Source organism: Microbulbifer harenosus (genome assembly GCF_005771435.1).
Classification (GTDB): Bacteria; Pseudomonadota; Gammaproteobacteria; order Pseudomonadales; family Cellvibrionaceae; genus Microbulbifer; species Microbulbifer harenosus.
This window is the reverse complement of the sequence record NZ_VANI01000009.1, coordinates 46,588-63,127: the sequence shown is the minus strand read 5'-3', so window position 1 is coordinate 63,127 and position 16,540 is coordinate 46,588. Positions and strand designations below refer to the sequence as shown.

Here is a 16,540-nt window from a genome sequence, read left to right as displayed (position 1 = left end):
TATACTACGCGCCCTCCGACTCGAATAAAACTCCAGGGCGCCTCTAACAATCCTAGCGAGCAGACGCCGTCAGGCGCACGCGCAGTAGATTTTAAAGGCGCCTTCTACCAGCAAAGAGGCGATGTCAACCTTGAACAACTACGACGTTCTCGTTATCGGCAGCGGCGCCGCGGGGCTCACCCTGGCCCTGCACCTTGCCGCCCGCCACCGCGTGGCGCTGCTTTCCAAACAGCGGCTGCAGGATGGTTCCACCTGGTTTGCCCAGGGCGGTATCGCCGGCGTGCTGGACGAGACCGACTCGGTGGATGCACACATTGCCGATACATTAGATGCCGGGGCCGGACTCTGCCACCCGGACGCCGTGCGATTCACCGTGGAAAACAGCAGCGATGCCATTCACTGGCTGATCAACCAGGGAGTGGACTTTACCCGCGAACAGGCGGGCGACTACCACCTCACCAAAGAAGGCGGTCACAGCCACCGCCGCATCATCCACAGCGCCGATGCCACCGGCCGCGCGGTGCACAGCACCCTCATTGAGCGCGCGCGCAACACCCCGAATATCGACTGCTTTGAGCACCACATCGCCCTCGACCTGATTCGCCAGCCCGACGCGGCCACCGGCCGCTTCCGCTGCGCCGGCTGCTATGTCTACAACAAGGACACCGAAGAGGTAGAGGTATTCCAGGGGCGTGCAGTGATTCTCGCCACCGGCGGTGCCGCCAAGGCCTATCTCTACACCAGCAACCCGGACGGCGCCAGCGGTGACGGCATCGCCATGGCCTGGCGCGCCGGTTGCCGGGTGGCCAACATGGAGTTCAACCAGTTCCACCCCACCTGCCTGTATCACCCGAAAGCCAAATCCATGCTGATTACCGAGGCGCTGCGAGGCGAAGGGGCACAGCTCAAGCTGCCGAACGGTGAGCGCTTCATGCAACGCTTCGACAAGCGCGGCGAGCTGGCACCGCGCGACATCGTCGCCCGCGCCATCGACCACGAGATGAAGCGACTTGGTGCCGACTGCGTGTATCTGGACATTTCCCACAAGGACGAAAAATTCGTCCGTGAGCATTTTCCCACGGTGTACAAGAACTGCCTCCAGTACGGGATCGACATCACCAAGGAAGCCATCCCCGTGGTACCGGCCGCCCACTACACCTGCGGCGGCGTAATGGTGGACCAGTACGGGCGCACCGACCTGGACCAGCTGTACGCCATCGGCGAAACCACCTTCACCGGCCTGCACGGCGCCAACCGCCTGGCCAGCAACTCACTGCTGGAATGCGTGGTCTATGCCCGTTCCGCCGCCATGCACATCGACAGCACCCTGGACAAGATTAACCCGCCGCGGCCGGCACTGGCGTGGGATGCCTCGCGGGTAACAGATTCCGATGAAGACGTGGTTATCTCCCACAACTGGGACGAGCTGCGCCGGTTTATGTGGGACTATGTGGGCATCGTGCGCACCCGCAAACGCCTGCTGCGGGCGGAGCACAGGGTGCGGCTGCTGCAGCAGGAAATCCTGGAGTTCTACGCCAACTACCGGATCACCAGTGACCTGATTGAACTGCGCAATCTGGCGGTGGTATCAGAACTGATCATCCGCTCCGCGCTGGATCGCCGCGAGAGCCGTGGTCTGCACTACTCACTCGACTACCCGGGGCTCAGGGAACTGGCGATGGATACTATCCTGGTGCCCGAAAATTACGCCAACCAGCGACAGTTTATCGATGTGGACTGAACTGGCGGGAATTCAGCGGCAAATTATCGAGAATAACGCAACGCTACCAGCAGCCGGCGCCAGTCGTCGGCACTGGCCGCGTCACTGCTGAGCACAAGCCGCAGCCTGCGCCCCTCAAGATCACGGCCGTTGATCACAATCAGCCAGCGCCACAGAGTCAGTTCTCCGCAGAATTGGAACTCCCGCTTGGCACCGCCCGTCGTCTGCCAGTACCAGCGTTTCTCCGCGGTCGACAGTCTCCCCACCGAGCGATCAAGGCGGCGCCACTCCCGCCAGACGAAAACGCCGATCAGGAGCAGCGCGCCCCCCACCGCCAACCACGGCAATCGGGACACGACGAGCAGAAACACGGTTTGCGCGGTTATCAGCCACAGCAGGCACTGCAACCGAAGGGAGGATGAGAAATCACAGGCGAGTCGTGCGCTGCGTTCACTGCGGGCGCCCGCGAAGGCACTGCGCAACGGCGCAGGCACCTCGCAGGCGGGAGATACCGTGGAGTCAGTCCTGTAGACCGGTGTTGTCACGGATAATCTGCACTATTTTCAACAGCTCAGGATCTTGAGGATCTTCCCGGCGCATGAACCACGCGAACAGATCCTGATCCTGCTCGTCCAGCAGGCGGATATAGCGCTGCTTGTCTTCCTCGGAAAGTGTTTCGTAGACGTTATCCAGAAACGGCAGCAGCACCAGATCCAGCTCCAACATGCCGCGACGGCTGGCCCAAAACAGGCGGTTGCGATCCATACTTCTTTTCTCAATAGCCGGTTGCAAAGTGCGCGCAGTATAGCGGTAGTTGAAATCCCGCCGCAAAACCCCAGATACTGCACCACTTCAACAAGCGGTCGACGAAGGCGAATTCAGCATGGATCAACAGCAATGGCAGGAATTTCTCAGCAGCCAGGGCGCACAATGGAATGACGGCGCGGCGGATTTTTCCCCGGCAGAAAACGGCAGCTCAGGTGCCGAACTGCGACTGATCGACCTTAGCCCCATGGGCGCCATTGCCATCAACGGGCCCGATAGCCAGAAATTCCTTCAGGGCCAGCTCACCTGTGACCTGGTGAAACTACCGGACGAACACCTTACCCTCGGCAGCCATTGCAACCCCAAGGGCCGCATGATCAGTGCATTTCACGCCCTGAAAATTTCCCAGACTGAGTTCGTCCTGCTGCTGCCGCGGGACCTGGTGACCACGGCACTCACTGCCCTGAAAAAATACGCCGTATTTTTCAAAACCCAGCTGGAAGATGTCAGCGACAGCCAGCACTGGCTCGCCCTCTGCGGACGCGATGCCGGCGCCGCCGCCAGCCAGCTCCTGAACCTGTCCCACGATAGCAGCTCCGACCTGATACCCGGCCAGCTGCGCAGTTTTGACCACAACGGCCACCGCGCACTAGCGGCGTGCCTCGGCGAGCGCAATGTGGTGATCCAGCTGCCACTGGAGCAGACTGCCGATCTGTGGCAGAAGCTCGCCGGCAGCGGCCCCGTGCCCTCCAGCTACTGTCGCTGGCAGTATCAACTGATCGAAGCCGGCGTGCCGCAGGTTTACCAGAGCAGTAGCGAAATGTTCATTCCGCAGATGGTGAACCTGCAGGTATTGGGCGGCGTGAGCTTCAAGAAAGGCTGTTACACCGGACAGGAAGTGGTTGCGCGCATGCAGTACCTGGGCGCCGCCAAACGTCGCATGTACCGCGCGCGCATCGACGGCGGTGAACTGCCACAGCCCGCAGCGGAAATCTTCACCCCCGCCGGCGGTTCCAGTGTCGGCAATATTGTGCAGGCCAGCCGCGCGGGCGATGACGTCGAACTGCTGGCAGTGCTGACCAAAAGCAAGGTGGCGGATGGCGAGAGCCTGCAACTGGCCGACGGCCGCGTGCTGGAACTGCTCGAACTCCCCTACGACGCCGACGCCGATCCCTTAGCCTGAACTGCGCTAATTCCTCCTGTAGGAGCCTGCTTGCAGGCGAACCTTGCTTGACACAGAGCGTTCGCCTGCAAGCAGGCTCCTACAAGACAGTTCAGATCTCCACCGCTACTCGGCGCAAGGCATCCGCGGAAGGCAGCGCCCAGTCGATGGGCGCTTCGCCGCGCTGTTGCAGATAGGTGTTCGCCTGCGAAAACGGCCGGGTGCCAAAGAATCCCCGGTGCGCCGACAGCGGCGATGGATGCGGCCCGCGCAGCACCAGATGCTTGCGGCGGTCGATAAAACTTCCCTTCTTCTGCGCGTAACTGCCCCACAGCACAAACACCAGCCCTTCCCGCTGCTCCGCCAACGCGTGCACCGCGGCGTCGGTAAACTGCTCCCAGCCGCGCCCCTGATGGGCCCCCGCCTTGCTCTCCTCTACTGTGAGGGTGGCATTCAACAACAGCACACCCTGCTCCGCCCAGGGCTGCAGGCAACCGTGATTCGGCGGCACGATGCCGAGGTCTGAATGCAATTCCTTGTAGATGTTCTGCAGCGACGGCGGAATGCGCACGCCGGGCATCACGGAAAAACACAGGCCGTGGGCCTGGCCGGCGCCGTGGTATGGGTCCTGCCCGAGAATAACCACCTTGACCTGATCAAACGGGGTGGAATTGAAGGCATTGAAGATCTGACCACCGGGTGGAAAGATTTTTTTGCCCGCCTGTTTCTCCTGCTGCAGGAATTGACGCAGCTCGGCCATGTAGTGCTTGCTGAACTCGGGCTTTAGCACCGAGAGCCAGCTGGGGTGGATTTTTATCTTGTCGGAAACCTGCATATTTTTTCCAAAAGTAACCTGGTTCGCTTGCAAACAAGCTCCTACAGAATCGAGTGAATCTGTTCGCGCAACGCCGGCACCACTTCCTTTTCGAACCAGGGGCGGCGCTTCAGCCACAGGGTATTTCTCGGGCTCGGATGCGGCAGCGGAAACAATCCGTGTGGCAGCGCATCGGCGAAGTGGTAAACGTTTTCGCTAATGCTCCCATACCAATGAGGCAGGTAGTAGCGCTGGGCATACTGGCCAATCAGCAATGTGAGCTGGATATTTGGCAACTCCGCCAACAGGCGCGCATGCCATGTTGGCGCGCATTCCGGGCGCGGCGGCAGATCACCGCCCTTACCACGCCCCGGATAGCAGAAACCCATGGGTATGATCGCAACGCGGGACGGGTCATAGAAGGTTTCCCGGTCAATCTGTAGCCACTCGCGCAGGCGGTCGCCGGAGGGATCGTTCCAGGGAATCCCGGTAGCATGCACTCGGGTACCGGGTGCCTGGCCGACAATCAGCAATCTCGCACTGCGGGCCGCACTCAGAACCGGGTGCGGACCGAGCGGCAGGTGGGCCTCGCACAGACGGCAAGCGCGCACCTCTTTCAATAGTCGATCCAGCTTGGTGACCGCCAAATTCTGTTACCGTTTTTCCATAGGCAGTTCGGGGAAAGCCAGGTGCAACAACAACCCACGGGAATCTTCCGGCGCCGCGACGCGACCGGCACCGTTGTTATCCAGCACCACAAAAATACCCTGCGCGCTCACCGCAAGCCCCTCCCCTTTTCCGAAACTGGTCTCCCGGTAGACATATGCCGGTCCTTCTTCGATGCCCCGATAGTGGATGCACCACTGGGCTTTCAGGTTGTCGAAATTGCGACGGCATACGGCAAACGCGTTGCGCTCAAGTGTAAACAGCGCGCCGTCGTACACCGCAAGCCCGGCGATATCCTCCGAGCGACCGCGAAAATCGAGCCCGTCGACAGCGGGTATGGCGCGAAAGTCCCACCCCACCTTATCGCCAGCACTCAGCTTTAGCAGCCCGCGGGCGTCCCGTTCCAGTGCGACCCAGAAGTCGTCGCCGGCCTTGACCAGACCTTCACTCTCGCCATTGAACTGCTGCAAAAAACCGCGCGCCTTGGCCGCTTCCGACCAGCGCACCGGTAGCCACTCACCCCGGCGCTCGTCCTGATTGAGCAGGCTGATGCGATTGTATCGCTCGCTCAACAGATAGATCCCAGCTTCATCGCAGGTGATCCCCTCAAAGTCCATGCTGAGCGGCACGCTTACATGATGCATGATGCGGGCTTTCAACAGCACCGGCTGATCATCCGGCAACGGCGGCCGGGCGAAATCTGCTTTGGTTTCGAGTGCTACCGCGTTGCGGCCGGATTCGGGAGCGAGGCGAAAAATACGCTCCGACACCTTGTCGGCCACCGCCAACAATTCGCCATCGCAGAAACTCAGACCGGAAATATCCAGCCCCTCACTGCCGTCGACCCACCAGGCATCCACCAGCCCCGCCGGCAACACCGGAACCGCAGAACGCGTCTCAATCTCCGCAACAGGTGAAGCTACCGCGGGCAGACTCAAAAGCCCGGCCACAGCAGCAACAAATAACGGTTTCGAAAGATACTTCAAAAAAGGAATCCCCCGTTATGAGGAGACCACCTCAATCGCGGAAGTTCTCAAACTGCAACGGCTGCTCCAGTTCTTTGCTCCGCAGCATGGCAATCACCTGCTGCAGGTCGTCGCGCTTCTTGCCGGTAACCCGTACGGCGTCGCCCTGGATAGCGGCCTGCACCTTGAGCTTTTCCTCCTTGATGATCTTGACGATCTTTTTTGACAGCTCTTTGTCGAGACCATTTTTCAGCTTGATCTCCTGTTTCACCTGCTTGCCGGACTGCACCGGGTCGCCCACATCCATCACCAGCGGGTCGATGCTGCACTTGATCAGCGCCTGGCGCACCAGGTCTTCCATCTGGCCGATTTGCATGTCGGAATCGGCGCGCAATGTCAGCACGAACTCATTGCGCTCGACCTCAGCATCCACACCCTTAAAGTCATAGCGGGTGGTGATGGTGCGGTTGACCTGGTCCACCGCATTGGTCAGCTGGTGCTTATCTACCTCGGAAACAATGTCGAATGACGGCATAGTAAGACTCCTTGATCTCGCCCGCGCCTCTGGCGGGCCGTAAAAATTTGCGGGCACCTGTAAAAATCGTAGCGAGCAGGTGGCTGGCGGCAGACGCCAGGCGCACGCGCGTAGATTTTTTGAGACGCCCTTATTTCCAGCGCTCTGGCAGGACTTCAATATTGCTATCGCTGCTCGCGAACCACAGGTGCCCGTCCTGGATAGTGACGGACAAATCCATGGTGCGCTCCGCCATCGCCGCCAGTTGCGCACAACTTTCCGCAGGCAGATAAAAAATGTCCAGATTGTCGAATCGCGCCGTGGCGGACGCCATCTTCTGCCACCACACCGACGCGGTGCGTTGACCGTAGGCGTAGATCACTACCCTGCGCGCGCGCCCGCACGCCTTGCGAATTCGGTCCTCCGCCGGTACGCCCACCTCAATCCACGTTTCTATTTCTCCACTCAGACTGTGCTGCCACAGGTCCGGCTCGTCATCACTGGAGAGGCCGCGGGTAAACTCGAGCTGCTCACTGGCATTGTGCGCAAAAGCCAGCAGCCGGATCATCATCCGCTCATCGGTCTCCGACGGGTGGCGCGCCAACGTCAGCAGGTGTTCCGCATAATAATCCCGGTCCATATCCGCTATCTGAATGCGGGCTTTGAATACAGTTGCTTTTAATGCCATTACTGCTCTCTACAATTCCAACCGGGAACAACTTGCGTGATAGCACCGGATTGAAGACTATTATTGTCAGGTTCGACACCGACATGGATGGAAAGGAATGAACACCACACTTACCGGTTCCGCCCCCCGGCCCGTCAGATCCAAGAGCTACGGCAACCGCATTTGGCAAGTGCTGCTGCTCGCTCTCACGGCCTACGGCCTGAGCGGCTGCGGTATCAACAACATTCCCAGCTACGACGAGAACGTAAAAGCCACCTGGGCCCAAGTGCAGAACCAATACCAGCGCCGCGCCGACCTGATCCCCAACCTGGTGAAAACAGTGAAGGCCTACGCCGCGCACGAACGCGAGACCCTGGAAGCGGTCACGGAAGCGCGCGCCAAGGTCAATTCCATGCAGGTGGATTCCGGCATCATCAACGATCCCGCCAAACTGCAACAGTTCGAGGCGGCCCAGGCCCAGCTCAGCAGTGCGCTCTCCCGCCTGATGGTGGTGGTAGAGCGCTACCCGGACCTCAAGGCCAACCAGAACTTTCTCGCCCTGCAGTCCCAACTGGAAGGCACCGAAAACCGCATCAGTGTCGCCCGCCGGGATTATATCGCCGCGGTGGAACGCTACAACCGCGAGATTCGCACCTTCCCCGGCCGCATTTGGCACCGCATTCTGTACAGCGACTTGCCCATTCGCGACACCTTTGAGGCCACCACGGAAAATGCCGACAAGGCACCCGACGTCGACTTCCAGTAGATCATCGCCATTGACTGAACTGTGCGAGCGGAGCCCTGAATGACGATCCGGCGGATCGCCCTGTTGTTTCTCCTGCTCCCGACCCTGTTGTGGGTCGGGAGCTCTGCTGCCGAGGTGAAATTTCCTTCGCTCAGCGGGCGGGTGGTGGATAACGCCAACCTTCTAAGCCAGAGCACCCGTTACCAGCTCACTGAACTGCTGCAACAGCATGAAAAGGAAACCAGCAACCAGATCGTGGTGGTGACACTGCCGGACCTACAGGGGCTCACTATCGAAGAGTATGGCTACCAGCTGGGGCGGCACTGGAAAATCGGCCAGAAAGGCAAGGACAATGGCGTATTGCTGATGGTGGCTCCGGGCGAACGGGCTGTGCGTATTGACGTGGGTTACGGTCTTGAAGGCGCACTGACCGATGCACTTTCCGCCAATATCATTCACACCAAGATTCTGCCTTACTTTCGTCAGGGCAATTTCGACGCCGGCGTCGTAAATGGCACCGAATCCATTATTGCCGCGATCAAAAACGAGTATGTTCCAGAGCCAACGGAATCCAAGCGCGACCGCCAGCTGGCGCTGCTGGTGGGCATTTTCCTGCTGTTTATCATGCTGCAGATTTTCGGCGCTTCCGTGCTCGGCTCACCGGCCAGTAGCGGTACCTTTCGCCGCGGCCGCTACGGCGGCTATTACGGCGGTGGCGGTTTTGGCGGTGGTTACAGTGGCGGAGGGTTCGGCGGCGGGGGCGGCAGTTTCGGTGGTGGCGGCGCTTCCGGTGGCTGGTAAACAAGCACTGAGCGGCGAATAACGGACAATCAACATGCTGAATGCAGGCGAAAAGCGCAAAGTCGCAGAGACCATCAAGGAAGTGGAATCCCGCACTGATGCCGAGCTGGTAACGGTGCTGGCGCGCCGCGCCGATAACTACCTGTATATTTCCACATTATGGGCGGCGTTTCTCGCCCTATTGCTGGCACCACTGATGCAGTTCCTGCCCTGGTGGATTGAATACCAGCAGGCATTCACCCTGCAGTGGATCCTGTTTATTGCCCTTGCGCTCCTGTTCCGCTGGCGGCCTCTGACCATGGTACTGGTCCCGAAAAAAGTGAAGTACTGGCGCGCCTCCAACCTCGCCCGCCGCCAGTTTCTCGAGCACGAATTACACAGCACTGAAAACCGCCTGGGCCTGCTGATTTTTGTCTCCCAGGACGAGCACTATGTGGAAATCCTCGCCGACCGCGGCCTGGCGGAGCAGATCACCAATGAAAGCTGGCAGGAAATCGTGGAAAACTTTATTCGCGAAGTAAAGAGAGGGAAAACCGGCGAGGCCTTCATCCACTGTGTGGAAAAGTGCGGTCTATTGCTGGAAGAAGCCGCACCTGCCACAGTGGTCAAGAACGAGCTTCCGAACCATCTAGTCCTTCTATAATTGGCTCACCCCCTACGCTGAAGTCGATTGGTGACCCCATGAATCTGCACAGACATGCCATTCCACTGGCGGTTTCCCTGCTCCTCGCAGGGGCCGCAGCGGCCTACTGGGGCAGTTCCGACACCCCTGTTGCGTCGACCATTCGCGAACTGCTGATCTCCGATAGCGCGGGGGCGGCAGCACCGGGCGGCGATCTGGCGAAGCGAGTGCAACAGCTGGAAAAAAACCTGGAGCAAACCCTCAGAATTCAGGGTCAACTTCTGGAACTGGTGAACGATCTCAGCGACCGCCTGGATCCCGAGTCTGCACTGGGCGACGTGCGCCACGCGGCCCTGGGCTCCCCGCCGGAGCCCGAAGCAGCCACCCCACAGCAGCGCTCCCGCCCCCACCAGAATGCCAACCGCTTCGAGCGCATGCGGGAAAACCAGATCAAGCATTTTACCGATGCTGGATTCAGCTACGAACGTGCGGCGTTTATCGTCGACAAGCAGGAGCGAATTCAGTACGAGCAGATGCAGTTCAGTTACGAGTACCATCACCTGCAGGACAAACGCTCCACGCGCGCCAAGGAATTGCAGGAAAAACTGCAGACTTACAGCAATCCCCGCCGAGTATTCGAGCAGGAACTTAACCGAGAGGAATACGAGCAGTATCTGACAGCCACCGGCGGGCGCACGGAATTCGAGATCGGTGCCATCCTGGAATCCGCTCCGGCCCATGACGCGGGACTGCGCGCCGGTGACAAGATCATCCGCTACAACAACCAGCGGGTTTTTCATATGGGCGACCTGCGCTCACAGGTCTATCAGGTGGCGCCGGGCACGTCGGTGGCAGTGGAAATCCAGCGCCAGGGCAGCTCCGCACCGGAAACCATTTACCTGCCGGCGGGGCCACTGGGCATTCGCCACTGATCACCAAAAGAACATTATTCGAGTCAATAAAAAAGGGCGATGGCCGCAGAAGCCATCGCCCTTTTTCGCACCCGTTAAAGCTTATTCGACGGATGTCTCCGGACGCATATGCGGGAACAGCAGCACGTCGCGGATGGACGGAGAGTTGGTTAGGAACATCACCAGGCGGTCGATGCCGATACCCTCACCAGCGGTGGGTGGCAGACCGTATTCCAGTGCGCGCACATAGTCGGCGTCGTAGTGCATGGCCTCGTCATCGCCGGCGTCCTTCTCGGCCACCTGCGCCATAAAGCGCTCGGCCTGGTCTTCCGCGTCGTTCAGCTCGGAGAAGCCGTTGGCAATTTCACGGCCACCGATGAAGAACTCGAAGCGGTCGGTCACAAACGGGTTGTCGTCGTTGCGGCGCGCCAGCGGAGATACTTCGGTCGGGTACTCGGTGATGAAGGTCGGCTGGTCGAGCAGATGCTCTACAGTGGCCTCGAAAATTTCGATCTGCACCTTGCCGAGACCCCAGGTGTCTTTGACCTGGATATCCAGTTTCTCCGCAACCTTGCGCGCACCTTCCATATTGTCGATGTCGGCGGCGCTCAGTTCCGGGTTGTACTTGAGGATGGAGTCAAACACGCTGATGCGCGCGAACGGCTTGGCGAAGTCGTAGCTCTTGCCCTGGTACTCGACGGTGGTGCTGCCGATGACATCGGTGCAGATACCGCGCAGCAGGGCTTCGGTGTGATCCATCATGTCGCGGTAGTCTGCGTACGCCTGGTAGAACTCGAGCATGGTGAACTCGGGGTTGTGGCGGGTGGACAGACCTTCGTTGCGGAAGTTGCGGTTGATTTCGTACACGCGCTCAAAGCCGCCGACCACGAGGCGCTTCAGGTACAGCTCGGGCGCGATGCGCAGGTACATGTCAATGTCGAGCGCATTGTGATGGGTCACGAACGGGCGCGCAGCGGCGCCGCCGGGGATGACCTGCAACATGGGGGTTTCCACTTCCATGAAGTGGTTTTTGTTCAGGTACTGGCGGATGTAGTCGATGATCTGGACGCGCAGCTGGAAGACTTTGCGGGATTCCGGGGTGGCGATAAGGTCGACGTAGCGCTGGCGGTAGCGCATTTCCTGGTCGGCGATGCCGTGGAATTTCTCCGGCAGCGGGCGCAGGGCTTTGGTGAGCAGGCTGTACTCTTCGCAGTTGACGTAGAGGTCGCCTTTGCCGGATTTATGCAGTTGGCCTTTGACGCCGACGATGTCGCCGATGTCCCAGGTGCCCCAGCGTTCTTTGATGTTGGCCTGGGCTTCTTTGTCGGCGTACAGCTGGATGCGGTCGGAGACGTCCTGGATGACGAGGAAGGGGCCGCGCTTGGCGAGGATACGACCGGCAACGCAGGCTGTATTGCCTTCGGCTTCCAGTTCTTCCTTGGTTTTTTCACCAAACTCTTTCTGCAGGTCGGCGGCGAGGTGCTCGCGGCGAAAGCTGTTCGGGAAGGCATTGCCCTTCTCGCGCATGGCGCTGAGTTTGGCGCGACGCTCGGCGATCAGTTTGTTTTCGTCTTGCTGAGTTGGTGTGTTGCTCATGATCTATCACGTCTTTTGGAAATAAGTGTTGAGCTTCGTAGCTCATTGGAGCTTTGTTTGGGCACCGTGGCGGCTGAGCACCTGGTATCCCTTTTCGAAACCGCTGTGAATACATCCCTGTACGCTGCGTCGGCAACATCCCTGTTGCCGACGCTTTCGAAAAGGGATACCAGGCACTCTGCCTTCAATTCAAAGTAATTTGCTTCGTACGTCGAATGCGATCACTTCTACTTAATTACAGTCCGGCCTTCAGGCTCGCCTCAATAAACTGATCCAAGTCTCCATCCAGCACTGCCTGACAGTTGCTGGTCTGGACACCGGTGCGCAGGTCTTTGATGCGCGAGTCGTCCAGTACGTAGGAGCGAATCTGGCTGCCCCAGCCGATATCGGATTTGCTTTCTTCCAGTGCCTGTTTTTCGGCGTTGCGCTTCTGCATTTCCTGTTCGTAGAGGCGCGCCCGCAGCATTTTCCAGGCTTTGTCGCGGTTCTGGTGCTGGGAGCGTTCGCTCTGGCAGGCAACGACGATACCGCTGGCAATGTGGGTCAGTCGCACGGCGGAGTCGGTTTTGTTCACGTGCTGGCCGCCGGCACCGGAGGCGCGGTAGGTGTCTTCACGCACCTGGGATTTGTCCACTTCGATCTCGATGTTGTCGTCGATCTCGGGGGAGACGAACACGGAGGTGAAGGAGGTGTGGCGACGGTTGCCGGAGTCGAACGGGGATTTCCGCACCAGGCGGTGTACGCCGGTTTCGGTGCGCAGCCAGCCGTAGGCGTATTCGCCCTGGAAGTGGATGGTGGCACTTTTGATGCCGGCGACGTCACCCGCGGAGGCTTCCTCGAGGGTGGTTTTAAAGCCGTGGGCTTCGCCCCAGCGCAGGTACATGCGCAGCAGCATTTCGGCCCAGTCCTGGGCTTCGGTGCCGCCGGAGCCGGCCTGGATATCCAGGTAGGCGTTGTTGGGGTCGGTTTCGCCGGAGAACATGCGGCGGAATTCGAGGGTTTCGAGTTGCTGCTCGAGGTTGCCGAGTTCGCTGGCCACTTCGGCCACGGAGTCTTCATCGCCCTCTTCCACGGCCATATCGAGCAGTTCGCGGCAGTCGCTGAGGCCACCGTCGAGGTCTTCGATGGTTTTGACGACGGCTTCCAATGAGGAGCGCTCGCGGCCCAGTTCCTGGGCGCGGTCGGGGTCATCCCAGACGCTGGGTTCGGCCAGTTCGAGTTCGACTTCGGTCAGGCGTTCTTTCTTGCCAGCGTAGTCAAAGATACCCCCTGAGAACGTCGGTGCGCTCTGTGAGGTCTTTCATCTGGTTGAGAAGCGGGTTGATTTCCATAGAGCAGTCGGCTTCGGTCGGTTAAAGCGGGCGCGCATTCTACCTCAGGCAGCCTCGCAAAATAAGGGGCGCGGCACCCTTGCAGGTCCATTCCGGCACAATTCGGGGCACCGGGATGGGTTGAGCCCTCCCGAGGGCGGACGCTAGAATGGTCTGACCAATAAAAAACTGACCTTACCAATAATTAGACGGAGCTGTACCAATGGTGATAGACAACGCCTCGCGCGCATCGAGTTTGAGCAACCCGATCCGCCACACCTTATACAATCCTCTCACCAGGGCTGGTTTCTGGCTGCTGGCCTTGTTTGCCGTCGCCTCCTGCGCCCAGACCAGTGACCAGCGCAAGTATGACGCAGTGGTCGGTACTGCGACACCGACAACCGAAGGCGCTCCCGCCTTCCCCACCATTGCCGAGGCGCTGGCAGCGGCGCCGGAGAATGGAGCAAAACCTTATCGCATCTACCTGCCCGAGGGCATTTATAGCGAGAAGCTGCTGGTCAGCAAACCGAACATTCATCTGATTGGCGCCGGGCGCGACAGCACTATCATCAGCCACGGGGATTACGCCGGCATGCCGGCGGAGCCCGGCTCCGAAGCCAAAATGGGTACCTTTGCCACCGCAACTCTCACCGTGGAAGCGACGGATTTCCGCGCGGAAAACCTCACCATCGAGAATAGCTTCGACTTCCTGTCTACCGACGCCCTCCCCGATGACCACACCGACAAGATCAATGGTACCCAGGCGGTGGCACTGGAAACCGGGCTCAACAGCGATCGCTCCGCCTTCCGCAATGTGCGTCTTCTCGGTTACCAGGACACCCTGTTCGTACAGGCGGGCCGCAGCTATTTTGTGGACAGCGTGGTCGAGGGCAATGTGGATTTCATTTTCGGGGCCGGCCAGGCGCTGTTTGAGAACAGCGATATCGTCACCCGCCCCCGTGGCACCGAGCGTCAGAACGTCGGCTATGTCACCGCACCGAGCACGGATATCAGCAACGAGTTCGGGCTGGTGTTTCTCAATTGCCGCCTGCTGAAGGCGGAAGGGGTGCCCGCCAACTCCACTCCGCTCGGCCGCCCCTGGCACCCCACTACCGACTTCCCCGATGGCCGTTACGCGGACCCGGATGCCATCGGCGCGGCGGTGTTTATTCGCTCCTTTATGGACGACCACATCACCACCGACGGCTGGGGTTCCATGCGCGGTACCAGTCGCGACGGGACCAAGTCCACAGTGTTCACACCGGAGAACTCGCGCTTCTTTGAATTCGAAAGCTACGGTCCCGGTGTTGCAACCAGTGACAAGCGCCGTCAGCTGAATGAAGACCAGGCTGCCGCCTACACCCGCGAGCGGATTCTCGCCGGGTGGGCGCCGAACTTCTAAGCAACCTATACTCGATTCGCAAGCTGCGACAGGATGGCGCACTCCGGTGAGTCATCCCCCGCACAGCTGTCCGCCAGGCCCCGCAACGTCTTCTTCATTATTTTCAACGTCTGCAGCTGCTGCTCGATCTGTTGCAGTTTTTCTTCCACCAATTGCTTCGCATCGTGACTTTGCCGCGCCGGGTCCCGGTGCAATGCGAGCAACTGCCGCACCTCCTCCACAGCAAACCCGCAGGCCCGCGCGCGCTGGATGAACTGCAAGGTTTCCACGTCATCGCGGGAGTACTCCCGATAGCCATTGGGCCCGCGTGCCGGTTGTAACAGGTTGATGGTTTCGTAGTAGCGCAACGCCTTGGATGAAAGCCCCGCCCGCTGCGCTGCCTGTGAAATATTCATCACTCGCCTCTCTTCTCTTCCGACCAGTTATGGTGGTATAGCCTCAAGGTTACTGCAAGGGGAAGGTCAAGCCCGGCAATGCCGTCCATACGGTGTCGGCCCTTCCTTCGCAATTTTTTTTTGCCTCTACTGCATCCAGAATCCTCTCCCGTCCAGTCCATTCACCATACAGCCAGGACGTTCGCCGCCAATTCCGTTCGTCCCGGCTACTAACCAATAGCTAACAAATGGACTTCGTGCTCCCATGGAAACTCCAAACCGGCAGTCCCCACTGGCGAACCCGCAAACAGGCAAAATAAGACATATGAAGAAAAAAATCCTGAAAGCCGCTGCACCCGTACTGGTACTGGCAGCAGGCTTCGGCGCTGTGCAATGGATGTCCGCTGCAAAACCGCAGCCGGAAAAGAAAGAAGAAGAGCAGCGCCTGGTTTCCCTGGTGTATTCCGAGGCTCGGGAAGAATCCGTGGCTCTCAGTGTTACCACCCAGGGCGAAGTACGCCCACACACTGAGATCGATCTCACGCCGCAGATTTCCGGGCGTATTGTTGCCATCGCCGACAGCTTTGCCGAGGGCGCCGGATTCGAGGCTGGCGAAACCCTGATCCGACTGGACGACGCGGATTACCAGCTGCAGGTGGCACAGGCAAAAGCGCGCGTAGCCCAGGCAGAGGTCCTGCTATTGCAGGCCGAGGCCAATGCCACCATCAAGCGCCAGCAATGGCTGGAGCTCAACCCCAACAGAGAGCCCACACCGTTACAGGTGAACAAGCCGCAGGTGATCGAGGCCCAGGCCAATCTGCGCGCCGCACAGGCGGAACTCGCCGATGCGGAGCTGAATCTCTCGCGCACGAAAATCCGCCTGCCCTACCGCGGTCGCGTTGTCAGCCGCGACGTGGGCGTGGGCCAATACGTCACCGCCAGCACGTCGCTGGGCCGTATCTTCGCCACCGACCGGGTAGAAGTACGCCTGCCCCTCACCGACAGCCAGATGCTGGAGCTGGATCTGCCCATGGGCTTTGTAGCAGGCCCGAAGAACCCAGGCCCGGAAGTCACCCTCTCCGCCCTTGTCGGCACTCACGAACAACAGTGGCATGGCCGCATCGTGCGCACCCAGGCGGCCGTGGACCAGCAGACCCGCCTGATCTACGCGGTAGCGGAAGTAGAGGATCCCTACGGCAAGGGGGCGAGCAACGGTGTGCCACTCGCGGTGGGACTGTTCGTTACCGCGGAAGCGGAGTCCACTCTGCAGCGCCAGGCCGTGGTGGTACCGAGAGAAGCACTGCGCAGTGCCGACAAGGTGTTTGTGGTTGATGACAATAACCGCCTGAACATCCGCACTGTAGACGTACTCTCCACCTCGGAAAATCGCGTGGTACTTGCCTCCGGCGTCGTCGACGGCGAGCGCGTGGTGACCTCCACCGTAGCCAATGCGGTGGACGGTATGGAAGTTCAACCTATTACCCATCTGGCACGCCGTTAAGGGAG

18 protein-coding genes are annotated in these 16,540 nt (G+C 59.8%); 8 read left to right on the top strand and 10 right to left on the bottom strand.

The window, feature by feature from the left end:
• The first annotated feature begins 121 nt into the window (after positions 1-121).
• Positions 122-1,741: an L-aspartate oxidase gene (nadB, locus tag FDY93_RS08305; protein ID WP_138235283.1), complete on the top strand. Its 1,620-nt coding sequence runs from the start codon at positions 122-124 to the stop codon at positions 1,739-1,741.
• Between the two features lie 23 nt (positions 1,742-1,764).
• Here nadB and FDY93_RS08300 read toward each other — a convergent pair whose 3' ends face one another.
• Together FDY93_RS08300 and FDY93_RS08295 are read right to left on the bottom strand one after the other, a co-directional pair.
• Complete coding sequence (locus FDY93_RS08300; RefSeq protein WP_138235282.1) at positions 1,765-2,202, bottom strand: protein YgfX; 438 nt, start codon at positions 2,200-2,202, stop codon at positions 1,765-1,767.
• 37 nt (positions 2,203-2,239) lie between these two features.
• Positions 2,240-2,485: an FAD assembly factor SdhE gene (locus tag FDY93_RS08295; protein ID WP_138235281.1), complete on the bottom strand. Its 246-nt coding sequence runs from the start codon at positions 2,483-2,485 to the stop codon at positions 2,240-2,242.
• 118 nt (positions 2,486-2,603) lie between these two features.
• On the opposite strand from FDY93_RS08295, the gene ygfZ reads away from it, so the two are divergent.
• On the top strand, positions 2,604-3,668 hold the full coding sequence (ygfZ, locus tag FDY93_RS08290) for a CAF17-like 4Fe-4S cluster assembly/insertion protein YgfZ (RefSeq protein WP_138235280.1): 1,065 nt from the start codon (positions 2,604-2,606) through the stop codon (positions 3,666-3,668).
• A gap of 91 nt (positions 3,669-3,759) precedes the next feature.
• On the opposite strand, the gene ung is transcribed toward ygfZ, so the two are convergent.
• The 5 genes from ung to FDY93_RS08265 all read right to left on the bottom strand — a co-directional run bounded on the left by ung (position 3,760) and on the right by FDY93_RS08265 (position 7,294).
• Positions 3,760-4,482: a uracil-DNA glycosylase gene (gene ung / locus FDY93_RS08285; protein ID WP_138235279.1), complete on the bottom strand. Its 723-nt coding sequence runs from the start codon at positions 4,480-4,482 to the stop codon at positions 3,760-3,762.
• 41 nt (positions 4,483-4,523) lie between these two features.
• Positions 4,524-5,108, bottom strand: coding sequence for a uracil-DNA glycosylase family protein (locus FDY93_RS08280; RefSeq protein ID WP_138235278.1), 585 nt, complete (start codon positions 5,106-5,108; stop codon positions 4,524-4,526).
• Between the two features lie 6 nt (positions 5,109-5,114).
• On the bottom strand, positions 5,115-6,113 hold the full coding sequence (locus FDY93_RS08275) for a hypothetical protein (protein ID WP_246068510.1): 999 nt from the start codon (positions 6,111-6,113) through the stop codon (positions 5,115-5,117).
• Between the two features lie 31 nt (positions 6,114-6,144).
• Positions 6,145-6,627: a YajQ family cyclic di-GMP-binding protein gene (locus FDY93_RS08270; RefSeq protein WP_138235277.1), complete on the bottom strand. Its 483-nt coding sequence runs from the start codon at positions 6,625-6,627 to the stop codon at positions 6,145-6,147.
• A gap of 130 nt (positions 6,628-6,757) precedes the next feature.
• Positions 6,758-7,294: a YaeQ family protein gene (locus FDY93_RS08265; RefSeq protein WP_138235276.1), complete on the bottom strand. Its 537-nt coding sequence runs from the start codon at positions 7,292-7,294 to the stop codon at positions 6,758-6,760.
• Between the two features lie 97 nt (positions 7,295-7,391).
• Between FDY93_RS08265 and FDY93_RS08260 the strand changes: the two genes are divergently transcribed.
• The 4 genes from FDY93_RS08260 to FDY93_RS08245 are packed head-to-tail and all read left to right on the top strand — an operon-like array spanning position 7,392 to position 10,373.
• Entirely contained in the window at positions 7,392-8,039 is a 648-nt protein-coding gene (locus FDY93_RS08260; RefSeq protein ID WP_171018937.1) for a LemA family protein, read from the top strand.
• A 39-nt stretch (positions 8,040-8,078) separates the two neighbouring features.
• Complete coding sequence (locus FDY93_RS19855; protein ID WP_138235275.1) at positions 8,079-8,819, top strand: TPM domain-containing protein; 741 nt, start codon at positions 8,079-8,081, stop codon at positions 8,817-8,819.
• Between the two features lie 34 nt (positions 8,820-8,853).
• Positions 8,854-9,462 (top strand): TPM domain-containing protein, encoded by a 609-nt coding sequence (locus FDY93_RS08250; protein WP_171018936.1) that lies wholly within the window; start codon positions 8,854-8,856, stop codon positions 9,460-9,462.
• Positions 9,463-9,500: 38 nt separating this feature from the next.
• On the top strand, positions 9,501-10,373 hold the full coding sequence (locus FDY93_RS08245; RefSeq protein ID WP_138235273.1) for a PDZ domain-containing protein: 873 nt from the start codon (positions 9,501-9,503) through the stop codon (positions 10,371-10,373).
• A gap of 81 nt (positions 10,374-10,454) precedes the next feature.
• Here FDY93_RS08245 and lysS read toward each other — a convergent pair whose 3' ends face one another.
• Positions 10,455-11,948, bottom strand: a complete 1,494-nt coding sequence (lysS, locus tag FDY93_RS08240) for a lysine--tRNA ligase (RefSeq protein WP_138235272.1) — start codon at positions 11,946-11,948, stop codon at positions 10,455-10,457.
• A gap of 235 nt (positions 11,949-12,183) precedes the next feature.
• Positions 12,184-13,279, bottom strand: a protein-coding gene (prfB, locus tag FDY93_RS08235) for a peptide chain release factor 2 (RefSeq protein WP_138235271.1) whose coding sequence is annotated in 2 segments (ribosomal slippage) — positions 12,184-13,206 and positions 13,208-13,279 — 1,095 coding nt in all. Because the reading frame shifts where the segments join, the coding sequence is not laid out codon by codon here.
• A gap of 202 nt (positions 13,280-13,481) precedes the next feature.
• Between prfB and FDY93_RS08230 the strand changes: the two genes are divergently transcribed.
• Entirely contained in the window at positions 13,482-14,660 is a 1,179-nt protein-coding gene (locus tag FDY93_RS08230; RefSeq protein ID WP_138235270.1) for a pectinesterase family protein, read from the top strand.
• A gap of 5 nt (positions 14,661-14,665) precedes the next feature.
• Here the strand turns inward: FDY93_RS08230 and FDY93_RS08225 are convergent, their stop codons facing one another.
• On the bottom strand, positions 14,666-15,055 hold the full coding sequence (locus tag FDY93_RS08225) for a MerR family transcriptional regulator (protein WP_138235269.1): 390 nt from the start codon (positions 15,053-15,055) through the stop codon (positions 14,666-14,668).
• 304 nt (positions 15,056-15,359) lie between these two features.
• Between FDY93_RS08225 and FDY93_RS08220 the strand changes: the two genes are divergently transcribed.
• Positions 15,360-16,535, top strand: coding sequence for an efflux RND transporter periplasmic adaptor subunit (locus FDY93_RS08220; protein ID WP_138235268.1), 1,176 nt, complete (start codon positions 15,360-15,362; stop codon positions 16,533-16,535).
• Positions 16,536-16,540 lie beyond the last annotated feature (5 nt).